The following is a 25,948-nucleotide window of genomic DNA, read 5'->3' as shown; positions in this document are numbered from 1 at the left end:
CCGCCCGGGTGCACTGGGCGCTCGGCGGCCGGAACGCCGTCGTCGACTGTCACTTCCCGTACGCGCTGCTGCCCGTCGGCGCGGCCGTCCTCGCCTTCTGCCTGATCCTCACCGTCCTCGACGGCGGCATCCGCGCGGTCGCCCTGGGCGTCCCGCTGCGCCGGGCCTGGCGCGGGCTGCTGTCCCGCTCGCTCGCGCCGGTCGCGGTGCACGGACTCGCCGGGCTGATGATGGCCGTGCTGTGGCGCAGCCCGTACGGCCCGGTCGCGGCCCTGCTGGTGCTGCTGCCGATGTGCGTGTCCTGGTGGATCTTCGCCCAGTACCACCGCGAACGCGCCGCCCACCAGGCCACCATCCGCGCGCTCGTGCAGGCCGTCGACATCAAGGACGGCTACACCCGCGGCCACAGCGAACGCGTCGGACAGGCCTCCGTGATGATCGCCCGCGAACTCGGCATGGACGACGAGCGCGTCGAGGTGCTGCGCTTCGCCGGCATCCTGCACGACGTCGGCAAGCTCGGCGTCCCCACCCGGCTGCTGCGCAAGGACGGCCCGCTCACCCCCGAGGAACGCCGGATCATCGAACTGCACCCCGAGTACGGCCATGAGATGGTCCGCGGGATCTCCTTCCTCGGTGAGGCCCGCGCCGCGATTCTGCACCACCATGAACGCCTCGACGGCACCGGCTACCCGTACGGCCTCGTCGGCACCCAGATCCCCGAGTGCGCCCGGGTCGTCGCCGTCGCCGACGCCTTCGACGCCATGACCTCCACCCGCTCCTACCGCAGGGCCCGGCCCGTCGAGGCGGCCGTCGCCGAGCTGGGGCGCTGCGCGGGCACGCAGTTCGACCCCCGGATGGTCGGGGCGCTCGCCCGTGCGCTGGGCCGCTACGGCTGGCATCCCACGGTCACCGCCGACGAGACACCGTACGAGCTGCGGGGCCGGAAGCCGGTCTCCGGGGCACCCCGGTGACCGCCCTGCGCATCGTCCACGGCGCCGCCGCCCTCACCGCGGCCGGCTCCCTCGCCGTCACGCTGTGGACCGGCCTCGACGACCGGGGCGTCGCGCTCGCCTTCGGGGTGCTCATAGCCGTCGGCGAGCTGACCCGGTGGAGCGGCGCCCAGGTACGGCAGGCCGCGCCCCTCGGCACCGCCGGCTCGCTGTCGTACGCCCTGCTCGGAGCGGACGCCGGGCGGCCCACGCAAGCAGGCCCGGCGCAGGTCGTCACCGTCGTCCTCGCCGCCGCCCTGCTCGGCGCCGTACCGCACATCTGGTCCGGGCGCACCCCCACCCTCGACCCTCTGGCCCGCCGCGTGCTCACCGTCGGCTTCACCGCCGTCTGCTTCCAACCCCTGTACAACAAGGGCCTGTTCGCCGCCTGGAACGGCCCCGCCTACGCCCTCCTCCTGGTCACCCTGCTCGGTCTCACCGCCCTGTGCGACGCCGTTCTGGCCGCCGCTCTCGCCCGCTCCCGCACCCGCTGGCCCTTCGGCCCGCTGCTGCGCGAGGAGCTGCGCGGGCTGCTCGGCATCGGCTCCGCCGTCTGCGCGACCGGCGCGGTGATGGCGCTCGCGGTCGCCGTCGTCGGGCTGTGGGCGCTGCCCGTGTTCTGTCTGCCCCTGCTGCTCACCCAGTTGTCCGTGCGCCGGTACGCGGCCGTCCGCGCCACCTATCGGCAGACCATCGCCTCCCTGGCCCGCGCCACCGAGATAGCCGGGTGCGCCCCCGCCGGGCACGCCCGCCGGGTCGCCGCGCTCAGCCTCGCCGTCGGCCGGGATCTCGGCCTGACCGAGGGAGAACTGACCGTTCTGGAGTACGCGGCCCTCATGCACGACATCGGCCAGCTCAGCCTGCTCGACCCGGTCCCGGCCGGCGCCACCGCCGAGCTGCCCCCGGAGGAACAGCGGCGCATCGCGCTGCTCGGCGGCGCCGTCGTCCGGCAGACCGGGGTGGCCGCGGCCGTCGCCGTGATGGTGGAACGGCAGGCGGACCCCTACCGCGAACAGCCGCTCGCCGCGCGGATCATCCGGGCCGTGAACGCCTACGAGGAGAAGAGCCGGGACGCCGGCCCCGAGGGCCCCCTGCGGGCACTGGAGGAACTGCGCCTCGGCACCGCCGGTGACTACGCTCCCGAGGTGGTGGAGTCCCTCGCCCGGGTGCTGGCCCGGCCACGGGCCTGGCCCCAGCGCGCGCCGGTGGACGACGACGGGAGAGGTACGGCACTGTCTGACCCTGCCCGCCGCTGGGTAACCCATGGGTAATGAGCGCCTTTCCCGCCGTACGTGGTTGGATGCGAGGGAGAGGGTGTCCGGGGGCACAAGCCAGCCCACTGAGCGGAACTGGAACTGGCAGGCGGGAATCGTGAGGATCTTCGGCAAGGGACGGCACCGGCCCTCCGCCTCCTGGCGGCAGGCCACCGACCGTGCTTTCACGCTGATCGGCGACGGCCGGTACGAGGACGCGGGCGAGCTGCTGACACGGGCCGCCGACCTGGAGCCCTGGCTGTCGGAGTCCTGGTTCAACCTCGCCCTGCTGCACAAGTTCCGGCACGACTGGGAGCAGGCCCGCGCGGCCGGGCTCCGCGCGGTGGCGCTGCTGGACCGGGAGGCCGGGGCGCCCGACTGGTGGAACGTCGGTATCGCCGCCACCGCCCTGCAGGACTGGCCGCTGGCCCGCCGCGCCTGGCAGGCGTACGGGCTGAAGGTGCCCGGCGGCGCCACCGTGGCCACGGAACCGGTCGGCATGGAGCTGGGCAGCGCGGCCGTACGGCTCTCTCCGGAGGGTGAGGCCGAGGTCGTCTGGGGCCGCAGGCTGGACCCGGCGCGGATCGAGGTGCTCTCCATCCCGCTTCCCTCGTCCGGGCGGCGCTGGGGCGAGGTCGTCCTGCACGACGGCGTCCCGCACGGCGAGCGCACGACGTCCACCGGCCATGCCTACCCGGTCTTCGACGAGATCGAGCTGTGGGCGCCCTCACCCGTGCCGACCTGGGTGGTCCTGCTGGAGGCGGCCACGGAGGCGGACCGGGACGCGCTGGAGCAGCTGGCCGCGGACGCGGGGTTCGCCGCGGAGGACTGGTCCTCCTCGGTGCGGCTGCTGTGCCGGATGTGCTCGGAGTCGCGGATGCCGTCGGATGAGGGCGAAGGGGTTCACCTGGACCCGCACGACCACAGTGAGCCCGGTCATCCCGGGCCGCTCGGCCATCGGACGGACGGGCAGCTGTGGGTGCCGGAGCGGGAGTGCGGGGTGGCTGCGCCGGCCTCGCTGGTTCGTGGGTTGCTGGACGGGTGGGTGGCTGACAGCCCGGACTCGCGTGATTGGCGGGATCTCGAAGAGGTGTGCTGAGGCAGTCTGCCGACTGAGAGTCCGTTGTGGCTGGTCGCGCAGTTCCCCGCGCCCCTGCGGGGCGCGCCCACGTACCCTGTATCAGCATTCACTCTCAGATTTTGTGCAGGAAGGCGTACGTCGGTCATGGCGCAGCAGGACACCGATCAGCAGCACGCGGGCGTGCTCCCCGTCGACGACGAGGGCTATGTCGTCGACACGGAGGACTGCGAGGAGCGCGAGAAGGCCTGGCGGGAGCGTGGGACCTCGCGGCCCATCACGGTCGTCGGCAACCCGGTGCTGCACAAGGAGTGCAAGGACGTCACCGAGTTCGGCGAGGAGCTGGGGCAGCTGGCCGCCGACATGTTCGCCAGCCAGCGCACCGCCGAGGGCGTGGGCCTCGCCGCCAACCAGATCGGTGTCGACCTGAAGGTCTTCGTCTACGACTGCATGGACGACGAGGGCGCCCGGCACGTGGGCGTGGTGTGCAACCCGAAGCTGGTCGACCTGCCGGCCGACAAGCGCCGGCTGGACGACAGCAACGAGGGCTGCCTCTCCGTGCCGACGGCCTACGCGCCGCTCGCCCGTCCCGACTACGCCGAGGTCACCGGCCAGGACGAACAGGGCAACCCGATCAAGGTCCGCGGCACCGGTTACTTCGCACGGTGTTTGCAGCACGAGACCGACCACCTCTACGGCTACCTGTACATCGACCGGCTGTCCAAGCGGGACCGCAAGGATGCGCTGCGGCAGATGGGCGAGAACGAGCCACGTTATCCGGTGGTCGCGAACGACTAGCCGGCACCGGCCTGCCTGGGCGCCCGACGGGGATCACTCCCTGTCGGGCGCCCTTCGTACGAGCACGCCTCGCTCGTCCGTGTGTCCGTCCGTGCGTTGTGCAACCGGTCCCTTCTGTGCTTGTTGTGATCCCTAATCGGTCATGTGGGGGGAGATTCTCGGCACCTTGGGGTAGTGAGTGAAGCAAATCCGTTCCCCTGGCGGTCAGTTGTGGTGCTGAATGGGGAGGGCGGGATACGCAGCGGCGCGCGCCCGGCACACCGGGGGGCGTGCGCTCCAGGCGGCTGAGAGGGGTTTGTCCGTGCAAGCTTTCCCACACAGCACCACCGCGACGCCGACGGCGGTCGTAGTACCACCCTCACTGGTACTTCCGGTGATCGAGTCCGCCTTTCCCCGGCAACTGCATCCGTATTGGCCGCGGCTCCAGCAGATGACACGACGCTGGCTGCTGGAAAAACGGTTCATGCCGGCGGACAAGGTGCATGAATATGCCGACGGACTTTGCTACACGGACCTGATGGCGGGCTACTACCTCGGCGCCCCTGAGGAGGTCCTGCAGGCCATCGCCGACTACAGCGCGTGGTTCTTCGTCTGGGACGACCGTCACGACCGGGACAGGGTCCACGGCCGGGTCGGTGCCTGGCGGCGGCTGAGGTACCGCCTGCACGCGGCCCTCGACGCACCCCGGCACCATCTGCACCACCCGGATCCGCTGGTCGCGGGGTTCGCGGACAGCGTGCTGCGGCTGTACGGCTTCCTGCCGCGCACCTGGAACCAGCGGTTCGCCCGGCACTTCCACGCGGTGGTCGAGGCCTACGACCGCGAGTTCCGCAACCGCACCACGGGATACATACCCGGTGTCGAGGAATATCTCGCCCTGCGCCGGCATACCTTCGCGCACTGGATTTGGACGGACCTGCTCGAGCCGAGTGCGGGGTGCGAACTCCCGAACGCCATAAGGAAAAACCCGGCCTATCGCCGGGCGGCTCTGCTCAGCCAGGAATTCGCCGCCTGGTACAACGATCTCTGCTCGCTGCCGAAGGAAATAGCGGGCGACGAGGTCCACAATCTCGGAATCAGCCTCATCACCCATGAGGGGCTGAGTCTCGAGGAAGCGGTGGACGAAGTAAGGCGGCGCGTCGAGGAATGCATCAGCGAATTCCTCGAAGCAGAGCAGGTCGCCCTGCGGTTCGCCGACCAACTCGCCGACGGTACGGTCCGCGGAAAGGAATTGAGCACCGCGGTGCGCGCCTGTGTCGGCAATATGCGCAACTGGTTCAGCTCCGTGTACTGGTTCCACCACGAGTCCGGCCGGTACATGGTCGACACCTGGGACGACCGGTCCACGCCCCCGTACGTCACGAACGAAGCGGCAGGTGAGAAATGACCGTCGAGTCTGCGCAGCCCCTGACCCCCGAGACCTCCGAACTGCGCGAACCGCCCCTGGCCGGCGGGGCCGTGCCGGGCCTCGGGCACGGCCTGAAACTGGTCCGTGATCCGCTCGCCTTCATGTCCCGGCTCCGCGAGCACGGCGACGTCGTACGCCTCAAGCTCGGCCCCAAGACGGTGTACGCCGTCACCACCCCGGCGCTCACCGGCGCGCTCGCGCTCAGCCCCGACTTCAAGATCGACGGACCCCTGTGGGAGTCCCTGGAAGGGCTGCTCGGCAAGGAGGGCGTGGCCACCGCCAACGGGCCCCGGCACCGCCGCCAGCGCCGCACCATCCAGCCCGCGTTCCGGCTGGACGCCATCCCCGACTACGGACCGATCATGCAGGAGGAGGCGCATGCGCTGACCGAGCGCTGGCGGCCCGGCGAGACCATCGACTGCACCTCCGAGTCCTTCCGGGTCGCCGTCCGCATCGCCGCCCGCTGCCTGCTGCGCGGCGACTACATGGACGAGCGCGCCGAGCGGCTCAGCGTCGACCTCGCCTCCGTCTTCCGCGGCATGTACCGGCGCATGGTCGTCCCGCTCGGGCCGCTGTACCGGCTGCCGTTCCCGGCCAACCGCGAATTCAACCGGGCGCTGGCCGATTTGCATCTGCTGGTCGACGAGATCGTCGCCGAGCGGAGGGCATCTGGTCAAAAGCCGGACGATTTGCTGACGGCATTGCTGGAGGCGAAGGACGACAATGGCGACCCCATCGGCGAACAGGAGATCCACGACCAGGTCGTCGCGATACTCACCCCCGGCAGCGAAACAGTCGCCTCCACGATCATGTGGCTGCTGCAGGTGCTCGCGGAACACCCGGAACACGCCGAGAAGGTACGGACCGAGGTCGAATCCGTGACCGGCGGCCGACCGGTCGGATTCGAGCACGTCCGCACACTCACGCACACCAACAATGTCGTCGTCGAGGCCATGCGGCTCAGGCCCGCCGTATGGATATTGACGCGGCGCGCGGTGACGGACACCGAACTCGGCGGGTATCGCATTCCGGCCGGGGCGGACATCGTCTACAGCCCGTACGCGATCCAGCGCGACGCCCACTCGTACGACCGCCACCTCGACTTCGACCCCGACCGATGGCTGCCGGAGCGGGCCAAGGACGTACCGAAGTACGCCATGAGCCCCTTCAGCGTCGGCAACCGCAAGTGCCCCAGCGACCACTTCTCGATGACCCAGCTGAGCCTGATCACCGCGGCGATCTCGGCGAAGTACCGCTTCGAGCAGGTCAGCGGGTCGAACGACACGACCCGGGTGGGCATCACCCTGCGCCCGCACGATCTGCGACTGCGGGCGATGCCCTGGTAGATCACCTGCTACCGGCGTGCGCTCAAGCGGCCTGCGGGCCCGGAACGCGCGCCGGCAGGCGTTCGGTTGACGGCGAGACGGGCTCAGAAGTCCTCGTCCAGGTCGACCGTGCCCTCGACCGCGACCTGGTACGCCGACGGGCGGCGCTCGAAGAAGTTCGTCAGCTCCTGAACGCCCTGCAGCTCCATGAAGGAGAACGGGTTCTCCGAGCCGTACACCGGGGCGAAGCCCAGGCGCGTGAGCCGCTGGTCGGCCACGCACTCCAGGTACTGCCGCATCGACTCGGTGTTCATGCCCGGCAGGCCGTCGCCGCACAGGTCGCGGGCGAACTGCAGCTCGGCCTCGACGGCCTCCTTCAGCATGTCGATGACCTGCTGCCGGAGCTCGTCGTCGAAGAGGTCCGGCTCCTCCTTGCGGACGGTGTCGACCACGTCGAAGGCGAAGGACATGTGCATCGTCTCGTCACGGAACACCCAGTTGGTGCCGGTGGCGAGGCCGTGCAGCAGACCCCGGCTGCGGAACCAGTAGACGTACGCGAACGCGCCGTAGAAGAACAGGCCCTCGATGCACGCGGCGAAGCAGATCAGGTTGAGCAGGAAGCGACGGCGGTCGGCCTTCGTCTCCAGCCGGTCGATCTGCTCCACCGAGTCGATCCACTTGAAGCAGAACTCGGCCTTCTCGCGGATCGAGGGGATGTTCTCGACGGCTGCGAAGGCCGCCGCCCGGTCCTCCGGATGGGGCAGATAGGTGTCCAGCAGCGTCAGATAGAACTGGACGTGCACGGCCTCCTCGAAGAGCTGACGGCTGAGGTACAGCCGCGCCTCAGGGGAGTTGATGTGCTTGTACAGCGTCAGGACCAGGTTGTTCGCGACGATCGAGTCGCCGGTCGCGAAGAAGGCCACCAGCCGGCCGATGAGGTGCTGCTCCTCCGGCGTCAGCTTCGCGAGGTCGGCGACGTCCGAGTGGAGGTCGACCTCCTCCACGGTCCAGGTGTTCTTGATCGCGTCCCGGTAGCGCTCGTAGAAGTCCGGGTAGCGCATCGGGCGGAGAGTCAGTTCGAAGCCCGGGTCCAGCAGGTTGGTGTTACGGGTGGTGGTCGGGGTGGTCATTACTGGCAGGCCTCGCAGGACTCGGGGTTTTCCAGGGAGCAGGCGATCGCGTCGGGGTCGGCGACCTGCTGGACGGGGATGGGGACGGGGGTCTGCGCCTGCGCCTGGGCGGCGCGGGCGATCCGGGTCGCCGGACGCGAGCGCAGGTAGTACGTCGTCTTCAGGCCCGACTTCCAGGCGTACGCGTACATCGAGGAGAGCTTGCCGATGGTCGGCGTCTCCAGGAACAGGTTCAAGGACTGCGCCTGGTCCAGGAAAGGGGTGCGGGCCGCGGCCATGTCGATCAGGCCTCGCTGCGGGATCTCCCAGGCCGTGCGGTACAGCGCGCGCACGTCCTCGGGGATCCAGACGAAGTCCTGCACCGAGCCGCTCGAGTCGCGCAGCGCCTCGCGGGTGCGCGCGTCCCACACGCCGAGGTTCTTCAGGTCCTGCACCAGGTAGGAGTTGACCTGGAGGAACTCACCGGACAGCGTCTCGCGCTTGAACAGGTTCGACACCTGAGGCTCGATGCACTCGTACACGCCCGCGATGGAGGCGATGGTCGCCGTCGGGGCGATGGCGAGCAGCAGCGAGTTGCGCAACCCTGTTTCGGCGATACGCCGGCGCAGCGCCTCCCAGCGCTCGGGCCAGGTCAGCTCGACGCCGTAGTGGTCGGGGTGCAGCACCCCCTGGGCCGTACGGGTCTTCTCCCAGGCCGGCAGCGGGCCACTGCGCTCGGCGAGGTCGGTGGAGGCCTCGTACGCGGCGAGCATGATCCGCTCGGCGATCCGCGTGGACAGGGCCCTGGCCTCCGGTGAGTCGAAGGGCAGGCGCAGCTTGAAGAAGACGTCCTGCAGCCCCATCGCGCCGAGACCGACGGGACGCCACTTGGCGTTCGACCGACCCGCCTGCTCGGTCGGATAGAAGTTGATGTCGACGACGCGGTCGAGGAAGGTGACGGCCGTACGGACCGTCTCGTCCAGCCGCTGCCAGTCGAGGTCGCCGGTCGACAGATCGACAAAGGCGCCCAGATTGACGGACCCCAGGTTGCAGACCGCCGTCTCGCCGTCGTCCGTGACCTCCAGGATCTCCGTGCAGAGGTTGGAGGAGTGGACGACGTGACCCGGCAGGGCCGTCTGGTTGGCGGTGCGGTTGGCGGCGTCCTTGAAGGTCATCCAGCCGTTGCCGGTCTGCGCGAGGGTGCGCATCATCCGGCCGTACAGCTCACGGGCCGGGATCGTCTTCTTCGCGAGGCCTTTTTCTTCCGCCTTGCGGTAGGCGGCGTCGAACTCCTCGCCCCACAGGTCCACCAGCTCCGGCACGTCGGCGGGGGAGAAGAGGGACCACTGCGCGTCGGCGTTGACCCGGCGCATGAACTCGTCCGGGATCCAGTGCGCGAGGTTCAGGTTGTGCGTACGGCGCGCGTCCTCACCGGTGTTGTCCCGCAGCTCCAGGAACTCTTCGATGTCCGAGTGCCAGGTCTCCAGGTAGACGGCCGCGGCGCCCTTGCGCCGGCCGCCCTGGTTCACCGCGGCCACCGAGGCGTCCAGGGTCTTCAGGAAGGGGACGATGCCGTTGGAGTGCCCGTTGGTGCCGCGGATCAGCGAACCGCGGCTGCGGATCCGGGAGTACGACAGACCGATGCCGCCGGCGTGTTTCGAGAGCCGGGCCACCTGGTGGTAGCGGTCGTAGATGGAGTCCAGCTCGTCCAGCGGGGAGTCGAGGAGATAGCAGGACGACATCTGCGGGTGCCGCGTGCCGGAGTTGAAGAGCGTGGGGGAGGACGGGAGGTAGTCGAGGCGGCTCATGAGCCGGTAGAGCGCGGCGACTTCGTCGACGGAGCGGACGGTGTCGTCCTCGGCGAGACCGGCGGCGACCCGGAGCATGAAGTGCTGGGGCGTCTCGATGACCTTGCGGGTGAGGGGGTGCCGCAGGAGATAGCGGCTGTGCAGGGTGCGCAGACCGAAGTAGCCGAAGCGGTCGTCGGCCGCCCGGTCGACCAGGGCGTCGAGGCGTTCGGCATGCAGCCGCGCGAACTCCGCGGTGCGGTCGGCGATCAGGCCCTCGCGGTGGCCGACGGCGACGGACTCGGTGAAGGACGTCACGCCCTGCGAGGCGGCCTCGGCGCGGATGGAGAGGGTCAGCAGCCGGGCGGCCAGCCTGGAGTAGGCGGGGTCCTCGGAGATGAGCCCGGCGGCGGCCTCGGTGGCCAGTTCGCGCAACTCCGCTTCGCCGGCGCGGGCGGACCGGCCGCGCAGCGCGGCGGCGGCGACCCGGCCGGGGTCGGCGTCGGGGAGGTCGGCGGTCAGCTCGGTCAGGGTCCGCAGCAGCGCGGTACCGGGACCGTCCGTCTCCGGCTCGCTGACTTCGCCGACTGAAGCCGGATCTGCTGGCGCGATGGTCACGTGGGGCTCTCCCTCGCTCGGCACGGGGGCCTTGTGGAGGGCAGGAGGCAGCCACGAGCGCACACGGCGTCGCGTCCACCGGCCCATTCCACGAGGCCCGGACGTCTCAGGGCACCCGGACCGGACGGCCGGGTGCGCTGCCGGCAGGTCCTCGGACTGACGCGAGCGTGCGAATGCACGCAAGTACACCGTTGCGGGACAGTTCCGGATTCGCACCGGATTCCCCTGCGGCGACAGCGAGGACGAGCATACATCTAGTGCCGGGCTGTCGTGGCACCCCCAGATGTTGTGTCGCGGTGGTCTCAGAGCGTCAACTGATAGGTGAGCAGAGTGATGTCGAGCTGCTCGGGCAGCGGATTCCAGTCCCGCTCGGGTGTGCGAACGAAGCCGAGGCGTTCGTAGATCCGGTGGGCGGCGCGCATGGTGCGCTGGGTCGACAGAACGACGGCCCGACAGCCCTCGGTGGCCCGTGCGCGGTCGAGGCACGCCTGTACGAGGGCCTCGCCGGCTCCCTGACCACGGGCGGCGCCGGCCACGGCCAGCATACGGATCTCCGCCTCTCCAGGGCGCGCGATGTCGGTCATGGGGCCGGGGAAGGGGACGAAGGTGACGCCGCCGAGCACTCCGTCGCGTACGGCCACCAGGACCTCTGCGGCGGCGGCTCTTTTGGCCACGTCCCGGAGTTCACCGAGGTATGTGTCGCTCTCGCCGAAGTCCAGGAGGCCGTCCTGGAGGTAGGCCTGGGCTGTGATGTCGCCGAGTGCGTCGTAATCGGCGGGGTCTGCGGGGCGGATCTGGATGTCCATGGTGTGAGTGTGCAAGCGAGCGGGCCGCCGTAGCACTTGCTTTCCGGCGGCCCGCTGCGGGTTGTCCGTGGTCACTCGCGCCCACGCGGCGGAGCCGCATGTCGATACGGCCCCGCGCCTCCCTTATGGGGTTGCGGTGGGCGTCAGTTCCGTCTGCACGCCGGGTTCTCCCGCGTCCGCCGTGTAGTCCTCCGGCTCGGTCTCGTCGACGCCCTCAGGGGCCTTCACGGCCTTGAGGACGATGGTGAGGACCACGGCCACGGCGACGTTGAGGACGAAGGCCGTGAGGCCGATGTAGCCGATCTCGCCGATGCCGGGGATCTGCTTCGCCGAACCGCCGAAGTGCTTCTGGGTCGGGGAGGCGACGCCGTACGCGGCGACCGTTCCGTAGGCCATGCCGACCGCCCAGCCGGCGAGCAGGGCCCAGCGGTGGAACCAGCGGGTGAACAGGCCGCCGACCAGGGCCGGGAAGGTCTGCAGGATCCAGATACCGCCCAGCAGCTGGAAGTTGATGGCGACGGTCTTGTCCATGGTGAGGACGAAGACCAGCGCGCCGACCTTCACCAGCAGCGAGACGATCTTGGAGACCTGGGCCTCCTGCTTCGGTGTGGCGTCCGGTTTGATGAAGTCCTTGTAGATGTTGCGGGTGAAGAGGTTCGCCGCCGCGATGGACATGATCGCCGCCGGTACCAGCGCGCCGATGCCGATCGCCGCGAACGCCACGCCCGCGAACCAGTCCGGGAACATGTCCTCGAACAGCTGCGGGATCGCCAGCTGGCCGTTGGTGACCTTGACCCCGGCCGCGATCGCCATGAAGCCCAGCAGGGCCAGCAGGCCGAGCATCAGGGAGTACAGCGGCAGGATGGTGGTGTTGCGGCGGATCACCTCACGGCTCTTGGAGGAGAGGGTCGCGGTGATCGAGTGCGGGTACATGAACAGGGCCAGGGCCGAGCCGAGGGCCAGGGTGGCGTAGGTCCACTGGCCCGCCTCCGGGGGCGCGAGCGCGCCGCGTGGCTTGCCCGTCGCCGGGTTGACCTGGCTGAACGCATGGCCGGCCTTGGCGAAGATGTCGTCGAAGCCGCCCAGCTTGATCGGGATGTAGATGATCGCCACCGTGATGACGATGTAGATCAGCGTGTCCTTGACGAACGCGATCAGCGCGGGGGCGCGCAGTCCGGAGGAGTAGGTGTACGCCGCCAGCACGCCGAAGGCGATGAGCAGGGGCAGGTCGCGTACGAACCAGTTGCTGCTGCTGTCCCCGCCGACGCCCATCACGTCCAGCACCGCCTGGATGCCGACGAGCTGGAGCGCGATGTACGGCATCGTCGCCAGGATGCCGGTCAGTGCGACCGCCAGCGACAGGCCCTTGGAGCCGAAGCGGCCGCGCACGAAGTCCGAGGTCGTCACATAGCCGTGCTTGTGGGACACCGACCACAGGCGCGGCAGGAAGGTGAAGATCAGCGGGTAGACCAGGATCGTGTACGGCACCGCGAAGAAGCCGGACGCGCCCGCCGCGTAGATCGCCGCCGGTACGGCGACGAAGGTGTACGCCGTGTACAGGTCGCCGCCGAGCAGGAACCAGGTGATCCAGGTGCCGAACGACCGTCCTCCCAGGCCCCATTCGTCCAGGGAGTGCTCGTTCTCGGCCCTGCGCCAGCGCGCGGCGAGGAAGCCCATGACCGTGACGGCCAGGAAGAAGAAGATGAAGACGCCGAGCGCGACGCCGTTGACGCCGTTCTTCACTGCGCCGCACCGCCCTTCTGGGCCGCCCGGGCGCGCTGGTCGCGCTGCCACAGCTTGTACGCGGTCATGGTGAGCGCGGTGGAGACCAGCACCCAGAGCATCTGGTACCAGTAGAAGAACGGGATCCCGATGAACGCGGGGTCCGTCTCGGCGTAGGAACCGACCCAGAGCATCGCTACGAAGGGCGCGACCAGACACAGGGCGATGATCACCCGGACCGGTGTGACGACCGGTGGTCTCACTTCAGGTGTTTCGGACATGCCACGGCTCTCCGTCCCCTCGCTGATCACCTGTGTAATGCGCAGGCAATCTAGGTGACGGTGTCGTGGCAGTGGAAGACCTCGTCCGCATATCGGTATATCGATTCAGCGAACGTCCACCGGCCGTGCTCCGCAGGGGCGTTGACGGGCCCTACTCCGCCGGCCGCTTGAGGCGTGCCACGAACTTGTAGCGGTCCCCCCGGTACACGGACCGCACCCACTCCACCGGCTTGCCCTCGCGGTCCAGGGAGTGACGGGAGAGCATCAGCATCGGCAGGCCCACGTCGGTACCGAGCAGGCCCGCCTCGCGCGGGGTGGCCAGCGAGGTCTCGATGGTCTCCTCGGCCTCGGCGAGGTGGACGTCGTAGACCTCGGCGAGGGCGGTGTAGAGGGATGTGTACTTCACCAGGGAGCGGCGCAGGGCCGGGAAGCGCTTGGCGCTCAGATGCGTGGTCTCGATGGCCATCGGCTCACCGTTGGCCATGCGCAGCCGCTCGATGCGCAGCACGCGTCCGCCGGCGCTGATGTCGAGCAGCCCGGCGAGCCGGTCGTCGGCCGTGATGTAGCCGATGTCCAGCAGCTGCGAGGTCGGCTCCAGACCCTGGGCGCGCATGTCCTCGGTGTAGGAGGTGAGCTGGAGCGCCTGGGAGACCTTGGGCTTGGCGACGAACGTGCCCTTGCCCTGAATGCGCTCGAGCCGGCCCTCCACGACCAGTTCCTGCAGGGCCTGGCGGACGGTGGTGCGGGAGGTGTCGAACTCGGCGGCCAGCGTGCGCTCGGGCGGCACCGGCGTGCCCGGAGCCTGCGTCTCCGTCATGTCGAGCAGGTGCTTCTTCAGGCGGTAGTACTTGGGCACGCGCGCCGTACGGACGGTCGTCCCAGCCTCGTTCTCCGCACTGCTGACGTCGGTGCTCATGCTCTGCCTTCCCGGCTCCGGATGCCGAAATCGACCGACCTGGCATCGGCCACGGCTCACATCGTGGCACGGCTTCGGGGGTCTGGAGTCCACCCACACCCTCCGTGATCCCCTCTATATACCGTCGCACCCGCTCCTGGTCTAGTCCATCGGGCGCCCGGTGAGCACGCCCGGGCGAGCGGGAAGAGCCCGCCGCGCCCCCCTGCCGGCTTCGCTGCCAGACCCGTGCCGACCGCGGCTGAATCCCCGGCCGACCCCGCTGGATCTACTGCCAGACCCCGGCCGACTCCGGCCGATCCCGCTGGATCCGCCCCCGGCCCCCGGCCGATCCCGCTGGATCGGCTCCTGACCCCCGGCCCCCCTCCCGCTGGATCGGCTCCCGGCCCCCTGCCGCTCCCGACCGGAACCCCTTGCCCACCCCCTGGCCGGCTCCCCGCTGGCCCCGCGTCGATCCGGCCTAGATCCCTTGCCACTCCGGCTTGTTGGCGTAGGTGTGCCTGAAGTAGTCCGCCAGCTTCAGTTTGGACGCGGCTGCCTCGTCGGCGACCACCGTGGCGTGGCGGTGCAGCTGGAGTGCGGAGGCCGGGCAGACGGCTGCGACCGGCCCCTCGACGGTCGCGGCGACCGCGTCCGCCTTGCCCTCGCCCGTCGCCAGCAGCACCAGGTGCCGAGCCTCCAGGATGGTGCCGATGCCCTGGGTGATGACGTGGTGCGGCACCTGGTCGATGTCACCGTCGAAGAAGCGGGCGTTGTCGACGCGGGTCTGCTCGGTCAGCGTCTTGATCCGGGTGCGCGAGGCGAGGGACGAGCAGGGTTCGTTGAAGCCGATGTGTCCGTCCGTGCCGATGCCGAGCAGCTGGAGGTCCACCCCGCCGGCCTCGGCGAGCGCACGGTCGTACGCCTCGCACGCCGCCTGGATGTCCTCGGCGGTGCCGTCGGGGCCGAGGAAGGAGTCCATGCCGATGCCGAGCGGCTCCAGCACCTCGCGGCGCAGCACCGAGCGGTAGGACTCGGGGTGGTCGGCGGGCAGTCCCACATACTCGTCGAGCTGGGCTACGCGGGCCCGCGAGGTGTCGACGGCGCCGGAGCGCACCTTCGCGGTCAGCGCCTGGTAGATGGGCAGCGGGGTCGAGCCGGTGGCCACGCCGAGCACGGCGTCGGGCTTGCGTCGCAGCAGCTGGGCCATGGCCTCGGCGATCAGCTCGCCGCCCGCCGCGGCGTCCGGAACGATGACAACTTCCACGCTGGGCCTGCCGTTCTGAAGTGGGCTCTGTGCGTCTCTATGTGGTTTAGACCAATCTAACAGAAGTGGCGTTCGACGGCCCAGGAAAGGGACGGCGAAGGTCAGGGAAAGCCTCAGGGAAAGCCTCAGGTGAGGGAGCCTCCCGTCGCGTCCAGCCAATGGCCCGTCACCCAGCGCCCGTCCTCCGAGACCAGGAAGGCCACCACGTCGGCGATGTCCGCCGGTGTGCCCACCCGGCCCAGCGCCGCGAGCGCCGCCGCCTCCTGCCACGCCTCCTCGCTCGCGCGCAGCCATGCGGCGTTGACGTCGGTGTCCACGATGCCGGGTGCCACCGAGTTGACCGTGATCCCGCGGGGGCCGAGCTCCTTGGACAGGTCCCGGGTGAAGACGTCGAGCGCGGCCTTCGTCATCGCGTACGCGATCAGCTGGGGCATCGCGGCGGCCCGCGCAAGCCCCGACGATATGTTCACCACCCGCCCGCCGTCGCGCAGCCGCTCCGCCCCGAGCCGGGTGAGGAAGAAGGGCGCCTTCACATTCACCGCGAAGAGCCGGTCGAACTCCTCCTCGCCGATCTCGGCGAACGGCCGCGACGTGCCGATGCCCGCGTTGTGCACGAGGATGTCCAGCCCGTCCGCGTGCCGGTCGAACTCCTCCCACAGCCGATCGGCGTCACCCGGCATGCCCAGTCGCACCCCGATCGCGAACGCCGAGCCGCCGGCCGCCTCGATCGCCGCCACCGTCTCCTTCGCGGCCGTCTTGTCGCTGCCGTAGTGCACCGCGATCCGCGGTCCGTCCCGCCCGAGCCGCTCGGCGACACCTCGCCCGATACCCCGGCTCGCCCCCGTGACCAGCGCCGTCTTTCCCGTGAGCACGCCCATGTCTCCCGCCCCTCCAGATTTGTCTAGCGGTCGCTACAAAAAGACCGTAGCGCATCCCGCCGACAATTCTCTAGGGACCGCTATAAAATGCACTCCATGGTGGGACAAGCGCAGAGGGAAGAGCAGGTCAGGACGGTGAAGGGCCGCGGCCGGCCACGCTCCTTCGACCGGGCCACCGCCCTGGAGAAGGCACTCGTGGCCTTCTGGGAGCACGGCTACGAGGCCACCTCGGTCTCCGACCTCACCCGGATCATGGGCATCGGGGCCCCGAGTCTCTACGCGGCCTTCGGTGACAAGCGGACCCTGTTCGAGGAGGTCGTCCGGGTCTACAGCGACACCCACGGCGCCTTCGGCGACCGTGCCATCGCCGAGGAGCCCACCGCCCGGGCCGCCGTCGAACGCATGCTGCGCGAGGCAGCCGCCGAGTACACCGACCCCGCGCACCCGTACGGCTGCCTGGTCGCGCACGCCGCCACCAACTGCACCAGCCCCGAGGTGGAGCAGCTGCTCCGTGAGCGGCGCAACGCGAACCTCGCCGCCCTCGCGTCCCGGATCCGGGCGGACATCGCGGCCGGGCTGCTCCCCGCCGGCGCCGACGCCGATGCCCTCGCCCGGCACGCCGGCGCCATGATCCAGGGCATGTCCCAGCAGGCGCGCGACGGAGCGAGCAGGGGGGAACTGGAGGCACTCGCGGAAATTGCCATGGCCATCTGGCCCCGCGACTGACCGAGGCGGGCTAGGCTGCGTGGCATCGGGTGCCATCAGTCGTGCATGCCGACAAGAGCATGGACACATCCTTGTGGTCTAGTCCACAATCAAAGTGAAGAAAGCCTCCGTCTTCCCCGCACAGGAAGGCGGATCGAGGAACCGGCGCTCTCTGCCCTGACTGCCCCGGCTCCTCGACCTTCGGCCGGCCGGGACCGCACACCCCGCGGCCGATGATGCTCCGGGCTGCGGTGCCGGAAGGGTTGAGGGTCCCTTCCAGGCGCCGCGGCCCGCGGGTGTTTTTTCGGCCATCCGAGGCCCGCGGGTACGCTCGCACCGTGCCCTCCATGAACGAGCTGGTCCGCCAGCACACCGCCCTCGACGACTCCGATCTCGAGTGGCTCCATCTGCTGGTCTCGGAGTGGCAGCTGCTCTCCGACCTCTCCTTCGCCGACCTGGTCCTGTGGGTCCCCACCCGCGACGGCACGCGATACGTCTCGGTCGCCCAGATGCGCCCCAACACCGGCCCCACCTCCTACCAGGACGACATGGTCGGCCACCTCGTCCCGCGCGGCCGCCGGCCCATGCTGGACGCGGCGCTGGACGAGGGCCGGATCGTGCGCGAGGGCGACCCGGAGTGGCGCGAAGAGGTCCCGGTACGGGTCGAGTCCATCCCCGTACGACGCGAGGGCCGCGTCCTCGGCGTCATCGCCCGCAACACCAATCTGCTGACCGTCCGCACCCCGAGCCGGCTGGAGCTGACCTATCTCCAGAGTGCCTCGGACCTGGCGCAGATGATCGCTGCAGGATCGTTCCCCTTCCCCGGCCAGCAGGTCGACATGGATGCCTCGCCGCGTGTCGGCGACGGCCTGATCCGGCTGGACGCGGACGGCGTCGTCCAGTACGCCTCCCCGAACGCGCTGTCCGCCTACCACCGGCTCGGCCTCGCCGCCGACCTGGTCGGCCAGCACCTCGGGCAGACCACCGCCGAGCTGGCCCCGACCCGCGGTCCGGTGGACGAGGCGCTCGTCAAGCTGGCCAGCGGCTGGGCGCCGCGCGAGTTCGAGATCGAGGCCAACGACGGGGTGATCCAGTTCCGGGCGATCCCGCTCAAGCCCAAGGGCACCCGGATCGGATCCCTGGTGCTGTGCCGGGACGTCACCGAACTGCGGCGCCGCGAGCGCGAGTTGATCACCAAGGACGCGACCATCCGGGAGATCCACCACCGGGTGAAGAACAACCTCCAGACGGTTGCCGCGCTGCTGCGGCTGCAGGCCCGGCGTATCGAGTCCGAGCGAGGCCGGGAGGCCCTGGAGGAGGCCGTCCGCCGGGTCGGCTCGATCGCCATCGTGCATGAGACGCTGTCTCAGAACCTGGATGAGCGCGTGGAGTTCGACGACATCGCCGACCGCGTGCTGGCGATGGTCGCCGAGATCTCGCCGGGCAAGGTGACCGGCCGGCGCACCGGCCGCTTCGGGATACTCGACGCCGAGGTCGCCACCCCGCTGTCGATGGTCCTCACCGAGATCTTGCAGAACGCCCTGGAGCACGGCTTTTGCGAGGGCGACACCGGCACGGTAGAGGTCTCCGCGGTCCGTGGCGGCACCACCAAGGAGGCCCGCCTCCTCGTCACCGTCCAGGACGACGGGGTCGGCCTGCCCGAGGACTTCGACCCACATCGCTCGGGCAACCTGGGGCTGCAGATCGTACGGACGCTGGTGGAGGGGGAGTTGGGCGGCTCCTTCGACATGGTCCCGGCGCCGGGGCGGGGGACCCGGGTGATCCTCGACATTCCGGTGCGGGCGCAGAAGTGACCCAACTGCCGTACGCCGGCGGCCCCTTGCGGACAGCAAAAAGCCCCGGACCGCCATGGGTCCGAGGCTCGTGCTCGTTGCTGCTCTGCTAAATCGCTAGCGGCATCGGGGGATACTGCGCGCTGCGGCTCGGGGGCGGGAGATGCGCGCGTACTGCACGCGCCGCCAAGCTCAGGCTGTCAGCAGGGGTGGGTATGTCAGGCGGAGGCCTGACGGGCCCGGTTGCGGGCGGCGCGGCGCTTCATGGCGCGGCGCTCGTCCTCGCTGAGACCACCCCAGACGCCGGAGTCCTGACCGGACTCGAGCGCCCACTGCAGACACTGCTCGATCACCGGGCAGCGACGGCAGACGGCCTTGGCTTCCTCGATCTGCAGCAGCGCAGGACCGGTGTTGCCGATGGGGAAGAAGAGCTCGGGGTCTTCCTCGCGGCAAACGGCGTTGTGACGCCAGTCCATGGCTGCTACCTCTCCTTGGTTTCTCTGAACGTATTACGTACAGGTTGCTTGTGAATGTGAACGCTTTCACGAATCCCTCAACAAGTGAAGGGCCGACCGCCGAGTCTTCCCCGGCGTGGTCCTTGGTTTGAAGAGGGGTTCTGGTGACCAGCGGAGGCCGGTGTTGCGGGCCGTCCCGATCGCCACGTAGAGACTCGCAAACCTCAGCGGCGGATACAACCCCTTCAGGAAAGTTTTTTTGATTCCTCGGTGTCGACTAGGTCACAGCCGTACTTCCATGGGGTGGATCCTGGCCTAAACGTTCGAGTGAAAGGACTTTGGGGTCTTCCGCTCACACAATCACACGCAGTGCACGGCGTACGCCTGTGAACGTCACGCTTCTACGCAGTCCGAGGTGGTCGCCGTCCATCTGCAGGGGGAGGGGCGCCTTCGAATGCAAGGTGAACTGGTCCATGTCGTGCAGCGAGACCACGTGCCTGCCGTGGGGTCCGCGCTCGGGGGACGAAGTGAGCAACTGGGTGCCATACCGGGCAACCGCGGCCGTCGAGAGGCGGCGCAGACCCAGGACGTCGACGCCGGTGTCGAACGAGGCCTTAGGCGACGTGTACATGGGGCGATTGCCGAAATACGTCCAAGGGGCCGTGTTCGAGATTATGGCGACCACAAGATCGGTGATCGGGTCCTCGCCGGGCCGCTCCAGTGTGATCGAGCCGCGCCGCCGGTTCGGTTCGCCGAGGAACTGCCGGATCACCTGTCGTACGTACAGCCCGTGTGTCGACTTCTTGCCGCGCTCGCGCTGCTGCTCGACCCGGCCGACGACGCCCGCGTCGAAGCCGAGTCCGGCGTTGAAGGTGAACCACCGGTCCGGGACCGCCTCGTCCTCAGTGCCGGGCGTGCCCGAGGTCAGGCCGAGGCCGACGAACCGCTCACTGCCCTCGCGCAGCGCGTCCAGCAGGGCGCCGGTGGCTTCCACCGGGTCGTTGGGCAGGCCGAGGGCGCGGGCGAAGACGTTGGTGGAGCCGCCGGGGACCACGGCGAAGCCGGGCAGCCGGTCCGGGTCGGGGCCGGCGTGCAGGAGGCCGTTGACGACCTCGTTGACCGTGCCGTCGCCGCCGAGGGCCACCACGAGGTCGATGTCGTCGCTGTCCGCCGCCAGCCGGCCGAGGTCGCGCGCGTGGCCGCGGTACTCGGTGGTGACCGCCTCCAGCTTCATCTCGCTCGCCAGTGCGTGGATCAGGACGTCGCGCCTGCGTGCGCTTGTGGTGGTAGCCGCCGGATTGACCACGAGAAGTGCACGCATGGATGGCAGCGTACCTACCCGGCGGTACCCGGCCTACACCGAGGTAGGGATCCGGTAAGAGGCAGGGGCGTGAGCCTCGACATATCGATACAGCCACGCGCCCTTTGAGGAGCCGCAGTGCCGTCGGTTTCGCAGCGCCGCGCGCACCCGCCAGTGGTCCTCAGGGCCCGGCGGCTACCCTGCTGGGGTGAGCAGTGAGCAGAACCCGACCCCGGATGCCGAAGCAGCCGTAGCCGAGGGGCCCCGCCCCCGTCGGCTGACGTATGCCGCCCTGCTGGCCGCCCTGGAAGGCATCGCGCTGGTGGCCGGCGGCCTGTGGGTGTTCGTGCGGGGGCTCACCGGTGACCCGGACGGCCGGCAGCAGGCCGTGACCCTGGGTATCACGCTGGTCGTGCTCGCGCTGCTGCCGCTGCTCGCCGCGCGGGGACTGCTGCTGCGGCGCAGCTGGAGCCGGGGCCCGGCGGTGATCACCCAGCTCATGGCGCTGCCGATCGCCTACAACCTGCTCAAGGCCGACAGCATGGCCATCCCGGCCGGGATCGCCCTGGCCGTCGTAGCCGTGGCGGCGCTCGTACTGCTCGTCAACGGCCAGACGACCCGGGCCCTCGGCATCAAGGGACCGGGTCGCGCCGAGTAGAACCGGGCGCAGACCCAGGCGCTCTGCTCGTCCGCTCTGCTCGCTCCCCGGCTACTCCTCGACGAGCAGCTTCTCCCGCAGCTGGGCCAGCGTGCGGGCCAGCAGCCGGGAGACGTGCATCTGGGAGATGCCGACCTCCTGCGCGATCTGCGACTGGGTCATGTTCCCGAAGAAGCGCAGCAGCAGGATCCGCTTCTCCCGCGGCGGGAGATCCTCCAGCAGCGGCTTCAACGACTCCCGGTACTCCACGCCCTCCAGCGCCTCGTCCTCCGCGCCGAGGGTGTCGGCGACCGCGGGCGACTCGTCGTCGGTGTCGGGGACGTCCAGGGACAGCGTGGAGTACGCGTTGGCGGACTCCAGGCCCTCCAGGACCTCCTCCTCGGAGATCGCGAGCTTCTCGGCCAGCTCGTGGACCGTGGGCGAGCGGCCGTGCAGCTGGGACAGCTCGGCCGTCGCCGTGGTCAGCGCGAGCCGCAGTTCCTGCAGCCGGCGCGGCACCCGGACCGCCCAGCCCTTGTCGCGGAAGTGCCGCTTGATCTCGCCGACCACGGTCGGGGTGGCGTACGTGGAGAACTCCACGCCGCGCTCCGGGTCGAACCGGTCGACGGACTTGATCAGACCGATCGTGGCGACCTGGGTGAGATCGTCCAGCGGCTCGCCGCGGTTGCGGAACCGGCGTGCCAGGTGCTCCACGAGCGGCAGGTGCATACGGACCAGCTGATTGCGCAGCTCCGCGTACTCCGCGCTGCCGGCGTCCAGCTTGCGCAGCTCGACGAACATCGCCCGCGCACCGCTGCGGTCCTGCGGGGCGTGCTGTACGGCCTGCACGGCCTCCGCGCCCAGCGCCTCGTCCTCGGCGTTTCGCTCGTGCTCGCTCATCGTCCCGCCCGTAGCCCTTCCCCGAGCCCTGGCTCCCGCGTGGACGGCGGGTCCGGCGCCGCCGGGTTCCTCCGGCTGTACGACCTGCACCGCGCCGTCACCTCCGGCACTCGCGGAGTCGTCCACCGGGTGCGGCCTGGCCTGCTCGGGGATGCCGTCGATGCCGTCCGCCATGCGCCGGGAACCGTCCCGGGGGGCTTCCCCGGAGATCTCGCCCGCGCTCGACCAGGGGGCACCCCCGTCCCCGGTCGGCAGCTCGCGTGTGCCGCGCTCTTCGTCCCGCACCGGACCGTCCCCGTTCCTCACGCCGGGCCGGGGCCCGCGCCGCGCTGTTTGTAGAGGCTGATCGACACGGTCTTGTCCTCGTCGACTGCGGACGAGACCTTGCCTGCGAGGGCCGACAGCACGGTCCAGGCGAAGGTGTCCCGCGAGGGGGCGTGACCGTCCGTGGTCGGCGCCGAGACCGTGACCTCCAGCGAGTCGTCGACGAGCCGGAAGACACAGCTGAGCACGGAGCCGGGCACAGCCTGTTGGAGCAGGATCGCGCAGGCCTCGTCCACGGCGATGCGCAGGTCCTCGATCTCGTCCAGGGTGAAGTCCAAGCGGGCCGCGAGACCGGCCGTGGCCGTCCGCAGCACCGACAGGTAGGCACCCGCGGCCGGCAGCCGGACTTCCACGAAGTCCTGATTCGCCGCGGGCTCGCCTGCGATCTGGGACACCCTCACCTCCATGGTGGTACAAGCTTTACGGGGCCGAGGGTCGCCCCCCGGGGTAACGCGTACGTGGTTCGGCGGTGACGCTATCGCGCTCCGAACGTTCCTGTCCCGGGACCCCAACCCCCCTGGCGTCACTCACAGTAAAGCTGTGTATACGCTCCGTGTCTAGAGGGTTTGCGGGCCCAAATGGGAAGAGCGCGCGCCGGGTTGACGTACCCAGACGTCAGACGCTCGAACCGTCGTGCGGCCGCCGTCGCATGCAGTGTCACACGAGAACGCGGTCGGACGGGAACACGATCACACCAGTACGTGGTCCACGAAGCACCACCGCCAGTCCTCGCCGGGCTCGAAGGTCCGCATCACGGGGTGACCGGACTGCTCGTGGTGCTGCGTCGCGTGCCGCCCGGGCGAGGAGTCGCAACAGCCGACATGGCCGCAGCTGAGACACAGCCGCAGCTGCACCGGGTGCGTGCCGTCCCGCAGGCACTCCGGGCAGGTCGGGTCGAGCGGATCCGGTTCCGGGTGCGGCAGCGCGTCGGTGTGCGTGCACTGTTTCATGATTGCCAGATTACGACGGGTGTGCGGGTGGCCGCGCGGAAAACGAGGGTGGGCGAGGACCATGGACGTGATGCCGCTGCTGTTGCTGGTGGCGGGCAGTGCGGGGTTCGCGGGGATCGCCCGGCGCACCCCGGTCCCGGCGCCCCTGCTGCTGGTCGCGGTCGGCCTGGCCGTCTCGTACGTCCCGGGGATCCCGCACTACACGCTGGACCCGGACATCGTCCTGCCGCTGGTGCTGCCCCCGCTGCTCTACAAGGAGGGCACCGAGAGCTCGTACCTCGATCTGCGCGCCCAGATGCGGCCCGTGGGGCTGCTGTCGATCGGGTACGTGCTCTTCGCGACCTTCGTCGTCGGCTGGGCCGCCTATCTCGTCGTACCGGGGCTGCCGCTGCCCGCCGCGCTGGTGCTGGGCGCGGTGGTCGCGCCGACCGACGCGGTCGCGGCCGCGGCGATCGCGCGCCGGGTCGGCCTGCCGTCCCGGATCACCACCATCCTCCAGGGCGAGTCCCTGCTGAACGACGCCACCGCGATCACCGCCTACAAGGTGGCCCTCGCCGCGGCCGTCGGCGAGGGCGCCACCTGGGCGGGCGGCATCGAGGAGTTCCTGCGGGCCGCGGTCGGCGGGGTGCTCGTCGGACTCGTGCTCATGGTGCCGATCCACTGGCTGCGCACCCATCTGAAGGAGGCGCTGCTGCAGAACACCCTCTCGCTGCTGATCCCGTTCGTCGCCTACGGCGTGGCCGAGCAGTTCCACGGCTCCGGCGTCCTCGCGGTCGTCGTGGTCGCGGTGTATCTCGGGCACCGCGCGTGGGAGGTCGACTTCGCCACCCGGCTCCAGGAGGACGCGGTGTGGCGGATGGTCGCCTTTCTACTGGAATCGGCGGTCTTCGCGCTGATCGGCCTGCAACTGCCCACCGTCCTCAAGGGATTGGGCGCGTACCAGGGGGTCGACGCGGCCTGGTACGCGATCGCGGTCTTCGTCGTGGTCGTGGCGGCCCGCTTCGCGTGGGTGTTCCCGGCGACCTTCCTGCCCCGCGCGCTCTCCCGCCGGATCAGGGAGCGCGAGGAGGGTGTCACCTGGCGGGCGCCGGTCGTGACGGGGTGGGCCGCCATGCGCGGAGTGGTGTCCCTGGCCATCGCGTTCTCGATCCCGCTCACGGTGCACGGCGGCGCCCCCTTCCCGCAGCGGAACCTGATCCTCTTCATGACCTTCACCACGGTCATCGGCACCCTCGTGGTGCAGGGCCTGACGCTCGCGCCGCTGATCCGCCTGATGCGCTTCCCGGGCCGCGATGCGCAGGCCGAGACGCTCGCCGAGGCCAACGCCCAGGCACAGGCCTCCCGGGCCGCCGAGCGCCATCTCGACGACCTCCTCTCCGACGAGCGCAACGCCCTGCCCCCGCCGCTCGCCGACCGCCTGCGCACGGTCCTGGAGCGCCGCCGCAACGCCGTCTGGGAGCGCCTCGGCCAGACCAACCCCGTCACCGGCGAGTCCGTCGACGACACCTACCGCCGCCTGTCCCGCGAGATGATCAGCGCCGAACGCGAGGTCTTCGTCAAGCTCCGCGACCACCGCTACATCGACGACGAGATGCTGCGCGCGCTCCTCAGACGCCTGGACCTGGAGGAGGCGGCGGCCTATCGGGAGGCGGGTTGACCCTGCGGGAACGGCCGCCCGGTCACGACGGCGGCGATCGTCGTCCCGCGCGGGAAGGCGCCCTCGTCCGCGAGGGCGACAAGTCCGTAGAGCAACTTGGCGACATAGAGACGCTCGACAGGCAGCCCGTGGCGGTCCTCGAAGTCCTGGGCGAAGCCGTGCAGTTCGGGTGTCGTACGGGCGTAGCCGCCGAAGTGGAAGCGCTCGTCCAGGGACCAGGAGCCGGTACGGCCGCCGAAGGCACGTTCCTGCAGCGCTTGTATGTCACGCTCCAGGAAGCCGCCCCTGAGTACCGGTACGCCGAGCGCCCGCTGTCCCGCCGTCAGCCCGGCGGCCAGCCCCGCGAGCGTGCCACCGGTGCCGCAGGCGACCGCGACGACGTCGGCGTGCCCGCGCAGTTCCTCTCCCAGCGCCCGGCAGCCCTGTACGGCCGCGCCGTTGCTGCCGCCCTCGGGCACGACGTACGCCTCCTCCGCACCGGCCGCGCGCAAGATCGCGGCCAGGGTCTCCGGCTCGGTCTTGCGTCGGTACGTCGATCTGTCGACGAAGTGCAGCCGCATGCCGTCCGCCGCGCACCGGGCCAGGGAGGGGTTGAGCGGACGGTCGGCCAGTTCCTCGCCGCGGACCACGCCGACGGTCGGGAGCCGGAGAAGGCGGCCCGCGGCGGCGGTGGCGCGCAGGTGATTGGAGTAGGCCCCGCCGAAGGTGGCCAGCGGCCGGCCCTTCGCCGCCTCGATGTTCGGCACGAGCTTGCGCCATTTGTTGCCGATGAGGTGGGTGTGGATCAGGTCGTCGCGTTTGAGGAGCAGCCGCAGACCGTACCGCTCGAACCGGTCGTCCCCGACCTCTTGGAGAGGAGAGGGGAGCCGGGGAACGAGCGGATCGGGGCTGGTCACCGCTTCATTGTCACCCGGTGCGGGGCATACGGCCGAGGGCGCTGCAGGGGACTGGACAGGTCCTTCGTCATGCCCAGTAATCCGATGATCTATTCCCGCCCGTTCGGGTAATGGCGCGAC

Annotated in this window: 24 protein-coding genes and 1 riboswitch; of the genes, 10 read left to right on the top strand and 14 right to left on the bottom strand. The window is 70.0% G+C overall.

The window, feature by feature from the left end:
- The 6 genes from M878_RS63350 to M878_RS63325 form a co-directional block, all read left to right on the top strand.
- On the top strand, positions 1-971 hold a 971-nt coding region (locus tag M878_RS63350; protein ID WP_031224892.1), incomplete at its 5' end, for an HD-GYP domain-containing protein.
- A complete protein-coding gene (locus M878_RS63345; protein ID WP_023546878.1) occupies positions 968-2,260 on the top strand; it encodes an HD-GYP domain-containing protein in 1,293 nt (430 codons plus the stop codon). The genes M878_RS63350 and M878_RS63345, both read left to right, overlap by 4 nt.
- A 100-nt stretch (positions 2,261-2,360) precedes the next feature.
- On the top strand, positions 2,361-3,341 hold the full coding sequence (locus M878_RS63340; protein ID WP_023546877.1) for a hypothetical protein: 981 nt from the start codon (positions 2,361-2,363) through the stop codon (positions 3,339-3,341).
- 126 nt (positions 3,342-3,467) lie between these two features.
- Positions 3,468-4,118, top strand: a complete 651-nt coding sequence (gene def, locus M878_RS63335; RefSeq protein WP_023546876.1) for a peptide deformylase — start codon at positions 3,468-3,470, stop codon at positions 4,116-4,118.
- A gap of 301 nt (positions 4,119-4,419) precedes the next feature.
- Positions 4,420-5,505 carry an epi-isozizaene synthase gene (gene cyc1 / locus M878_RS63330; protein WP_031224891.1) on the top strand — a complete coding sequence of 362 codons (1,086 nt, stop codon included), beginning with the start codon at positions 4,420-4,422 and terminating at the stop codon, positions 5,503-5,505.
- Positions 5,502-6,872 carry a bifunctional albaflavenone monooxygenase/terpene synthase gene (locus M878_RS63325; RefSeq protein WP_023546874.1) on the top strand — a complete coding sequence of 457 codons (1,371 nt, stop codon included), beginning with the start codon at positions 5,502-5,504 and terminating at the stop codon, positions 6,870-6,872. The genes cyc1 and M878_RS63325 overlap by 4 nt, the downstream gene beginning before the upstream one ends.
- An 83-nt stretch (positions 6,873-6,955) precedes the next feature.
- Here M878_RS63325 and M878_RS63320 read toward each other — a convergent pair whose 3' ends face one another.
- The 8 genes from M878_RS63320 to M878_RS63285 form a co-directional block, all read right to left on the bottom strand.
- Positions 6,956-7,981: a ribonucleotide-diphosphate reductase subunit beta gene (locus M878_RS63320; protein WP_023546873.1), complete on the bottom strand. Its 1,026-nt coding sequence runs from the start codon at positions 7,979-7,981 to the stop codon at positions 6,956-6,958.
- On the bottom strand, positions 7,981-10,365 hold the full coding sequence (locus M878_RS63315; protein ID WP_023546872.1) for a ribonucleoside-diphosphate reductase subunit alpha: 2,385 nt from the start codon (positions 10,363-10,365) through the stop codon (positions 7,981-7,983). Before M878_RS63315 ends, M878_RS63320 begins: the two co-directional genes overlap by 1 nt.
- A gap of 125 nt (positions 10,366-10,490) precedes the next feature.
- A riboswitch (cobalamin riboswitch) is annotated at positions 10,491-10,615 on the bottom strand.
- Positions 10,616-10,667: 52 nt separating this feature from the next.
- Positions 10,668-11,171, bottom strand: coding sequence for a GNAT family N-acetyltransferase (locus M878_RS63310; RefSeq protein WP_031224890.1), 504 nt, complete (start codon positions 11,169-11,171; stop codon positions 10,668-10,670).
- 123 nt (positions 11,172-11,294) lie between these two features.
- Positions 11,295-12,914, bottom strand: a complete 1,620-nt coding sequence (gene mctP, locus M878_RS63305; protein ID WP_023546870.1) for a monocarboxylate uptake permease MctP — start codon at positions 12,912-12,914, stop codon at positions 11,295-11,297.
- Entirely contained in the window at positions 12,911-13,174 is a 264-nt protein-coding gene (locus tag M878_RS63300; RefSeq protein WP_031224888.1) for a DUF3311 domain-containing protein, read from the bottom strand. Before M878_RS63300 ends, mctP begins: the two co-directional genes overlap by 4 nt.
- Before the next feature lie 151 nt (positions 13,175-13,325).
- Positions 13,326-14,090 (bottom strand): GntR family transcriptional regulator, encoded by a 765-nt coding sequence (locus tag M878_RS63295; RefSeq protein WP_023546868.1) that lies wholly within the window; start codon positions 14,088-14,090, stop codon positions 13,326-13,328.
- Positions 14,091-14,547: 457 nt separating this feature from the next.
- The gene (gene nagB / locus M878_RS63290) at positions 14,548-15,333 is read right to left on the bottom strand and encodes a glucosamine-6-phosphate deaminase (RefSeq protein WP_023546867.1); all 786 of its coding nucleotides are present in this window, start codon (positions 15,331-15,333) and stop codon (positions 14,548-14,550) included.
- 125 nt (positions 15,334-15,458) lie between these two features.
- Positions 15,459-16,211 (bottom strand): SDR family oxidoreductase, encoded by a 753-nt coding sequence (locus tag M878_RS63285; protein WP_023546866.1) that lies wholly within the window; start codon positions 16,209-16,211, stop codon positions 15,459-15,461.
- Between the two features lie 87 nt (positions 16,212-16,298).
- Here M878_RS63285 and M878_RS63280 point away from each other — a divergent pair, with 87 nt between their 5' ends.
- Together M878_RS63280 and M878_RS63275 are read left to right on the top strand one after the other, a co-directional pair.
- On the top strand, positions 16,299-16,937 hold the full coding sequence (locus tag M878_RS63280; protein WP_425347895.1) for a TetR/AcrR family transcriptional regulator: 639 nt from the start codon (positions 16,299-16,301) through the stop codon (positions 16,935-16,937).
- Positions 16,938-17,263: 326 nt separating this feature from the next.
- Positions 17,264-18,730 (top strand): sensor histidine kinase, encoded by a 1,467-nt coding sequence (locus M878_RS63275; RefSeq protein ID WP_023546864.1) that lies wholly within the window; start codon positions 17,264-17,266, stop codon positions 18,728-18,730.
- 197 nt (positions 18,731-18,927) lie between these two features.
- Here M878_RS63275 and M878_RS63270 read toward each other — a convergent pair whose 3' ends face one another.
- Both M878_RS63270 and M878_RS63265 read right to left on the bottom strand, forming a co-directional pair.
- Positions 18,928-19,185: a WhiB family transcriptional regulator gene (locus M878_RS63270; RefSeq protein WP_003992873.1), complete on the bottom strand. Its 258-nt coding sequence runs from the start codon at positions 19,183-19,185 to the stop codon at positions 18,928-18,930.
- A gap of 331 nt (positions 19,186-19,516) precedes the next feature.
- Positions 19,517-20,485, bottom strand: a complete 969-nt coding sequence (locus M878_RS63265; RefSeq protein WP_023546863.1) for a diacylglycerol/lipid kinase family protein — start codon at positions 20,483-20,485, stop codon at positions 19,517-19,519.
- A 187-nt stretch (positions 20,486-20,672) separates the two neighbouring features.
- On the opposite strand from M878_RS63265, the gene M878_RS63260 reads away from it, so the two are divergent.
- Positions 20,673-21,122: a hypothetical protein gene (locus tag M878_RS63260; protein WP_023546862.1), complete on the top strand. Its 450-nt coding sequence runs from the start codon at positions 20,673-20,675 to the stop codon at positions 21,120-21,122.
- 51 nt (positions 21,123-21,173) lie between these two features.
- On the opposite strand, the gene M878_RS47795 is transcribed toward M878_RS63260, so the two are convergent.
- From M878_RS47795 to M878_RS63250, 3 genes are all read right to left on the bottom strand, one after another.
- The gene (locus tag M878_RS47795; RefSeq protein ID WP_023546861.1) at positions 21,174-22,286 is read right to left on the bottom strand and encodes an RNA polymerase sigma factor SigF; all 1,113 of its coding nucleotides are present in this window, start codon (positions 22,284-22,286) and stop codon (positions 21,174-21,176) included.
- 17 nt (positions 22,287-22,303) lie between these two features.
- On the bottom strand, positions 22,304-22,720 hold the full coding sequence (locus M878_RS63255; protein WP_009190566.1) for an ATP-binding protein: 417 nt from the start codon (positions 22,718-22,720) through the stop codon (positions 22,304-22,306).
- 294 nt (positions 22,721-23,014) lie between these two features.
- Positions 23,015-23,275: a UBP-type zinc finger domain-containing protein gene (locus tag M878_RS63250; protein WP_023546860.1), complete on the bottom strand. Its 261-nt coding sequence runs from the start codon at positions 23,273-23,275 to the stop codon at positions 23,015-23,017.
- A 61-nt stretch (positions 23,276-23,336) separates the two neighbouring features.
- Between M878_RS63250 and M878_RS63245 the strand changes: the two genes are divergently transcribed.
- Positions 23,337-24,932, top strand: a complete 1,596-nt coding sequence (locus tag M878_RS63245) for a Na+/H+ antiporter (protein WP_023546859.1) — start codon at positions 23,337-23,339, stop codon at positions 24,930-24,932.
- Here M878_RS63245 and M878_RS63240 read toward each other — a convergent pair.
- Positions 24,914-25,828 (bottom strand): 1-aminocyclopropane-1-carboxylate deaminase/D-cysteine desulfhydrase, encoded by a 915-nt coding sequence (locus M878_RS63240; protein ID WP_023546858.1) that lies wholly within the window; start codon positions 25,826-25,828, stop codon positions 24,914-24,916. The genes M878_RS63245 and M878_RS63240 overlap by 19 nt on opposite strands.
- Between the last annotated feature and the right edge of the window lie 120 nt (positions 25,829-25,948).

This window comes from Streptomyces roseochromogenus subsp. oscitans DS 12.976 (genome assembly GCF_000497445.1).
GTDB classification, from domain to species: domain Bacteria; phylum Actinomycetota; class Actinomycetes; order Streptomycetales; family Streptomycetaceae; genus Streptomyces; species Streptomyces oscitans.
The sequence above is the reverse complement of the archived record's forward strand: the minus strand, read 5'-3'. Positions and strand labels throughout refer to the sequence as shown.

Coding starts and splice junctions, on each gene's coding strand:
- M878_RS63275 (WP_023546864.1), top strand. CDS start 17,264: ATGAACGAGCTGGTCCGCCAGCACACCGCCCTCGACGACTCCGATCTC.
- M878_RS63310 (WP_031224890.1), bottom strand. CDS start 11,171: ATGGACATCCAGATCCGCCCCGCAGACCCCGCCGATTACGACGCACTC.
- M878_RS63295 (WP_023546868.1), bottom strand. CDS start 14,090: ATGAGCACCGACGTCAGCAGTGCGGAGAACGAGGCTGGGACGACCGTC.
- def (WP_023546876.1), top strand. CDS start 3,468: ATGGCGCAGCAGGACACCGATCAGCAGCACGCGGGCGTGCTCCCCGTC.
- M878_RS63270 (WP_003992873.1), bottom strand. CDS start 19,185: ATGGACTGGCGTCACAACGCCGTTTGCCGCGAGGAAGACCCCGAGCTC.
- M878_RS63280 (WP_425347895.1), top strand. CDS start 16,299: ATGCACTCCATGGTGGGACAAGCGCAGAGGGAAGAGCAGGTCAGGACG.
- M878_RS63325 (WP_023546874.1), top strand. CDS start 5,502: ATGACCGTCGAGTCTGCGCAGCCCCTGACCCCCGAGACCTCCGAACTG.
- M878_RS63320 (WP_023546873.1), bottom strand. CDS start 7,981: ATGACCACCCCGACCACCACCCGTAACACCAACCTGCTGGACCCGGGC.
- M878_RS63245 (WP_023546859.1), top strand. CDS start 23,337: ATGGACGTGATGCCGCTGCTGTTGCTGGTGGCGGGCAGTGCGGGGTTC.
- M878_RS63300 (WP_031224888.1), bottom strand. CDS start 13,174: ATGTCCGAAACACCTGAAGTGAGACCACCGGTCGTCACACCGGTCCGG.
- M878_RS63285 (WP_023546866.1), bottom strand. CDS start 16,211: ATGGGCGTGCTCACGGGAAAGACGGCGCTGGTCACGGGGGCGAGCCGG.
- M878_RS63250 (WP_023546860.1), bottom strand. CDS start 23,275: ATGAAACAGTGCACGCACACCGACGCGCTGCCGCACCCGGAACCGGAT.
- M878_RS63265 (WP_023546863.1), bottom strand. CDS start 20,485: ATGCGTGCACTTCTCGTGGTCAATCCGGCGGCTACCACCACAAGCGCA.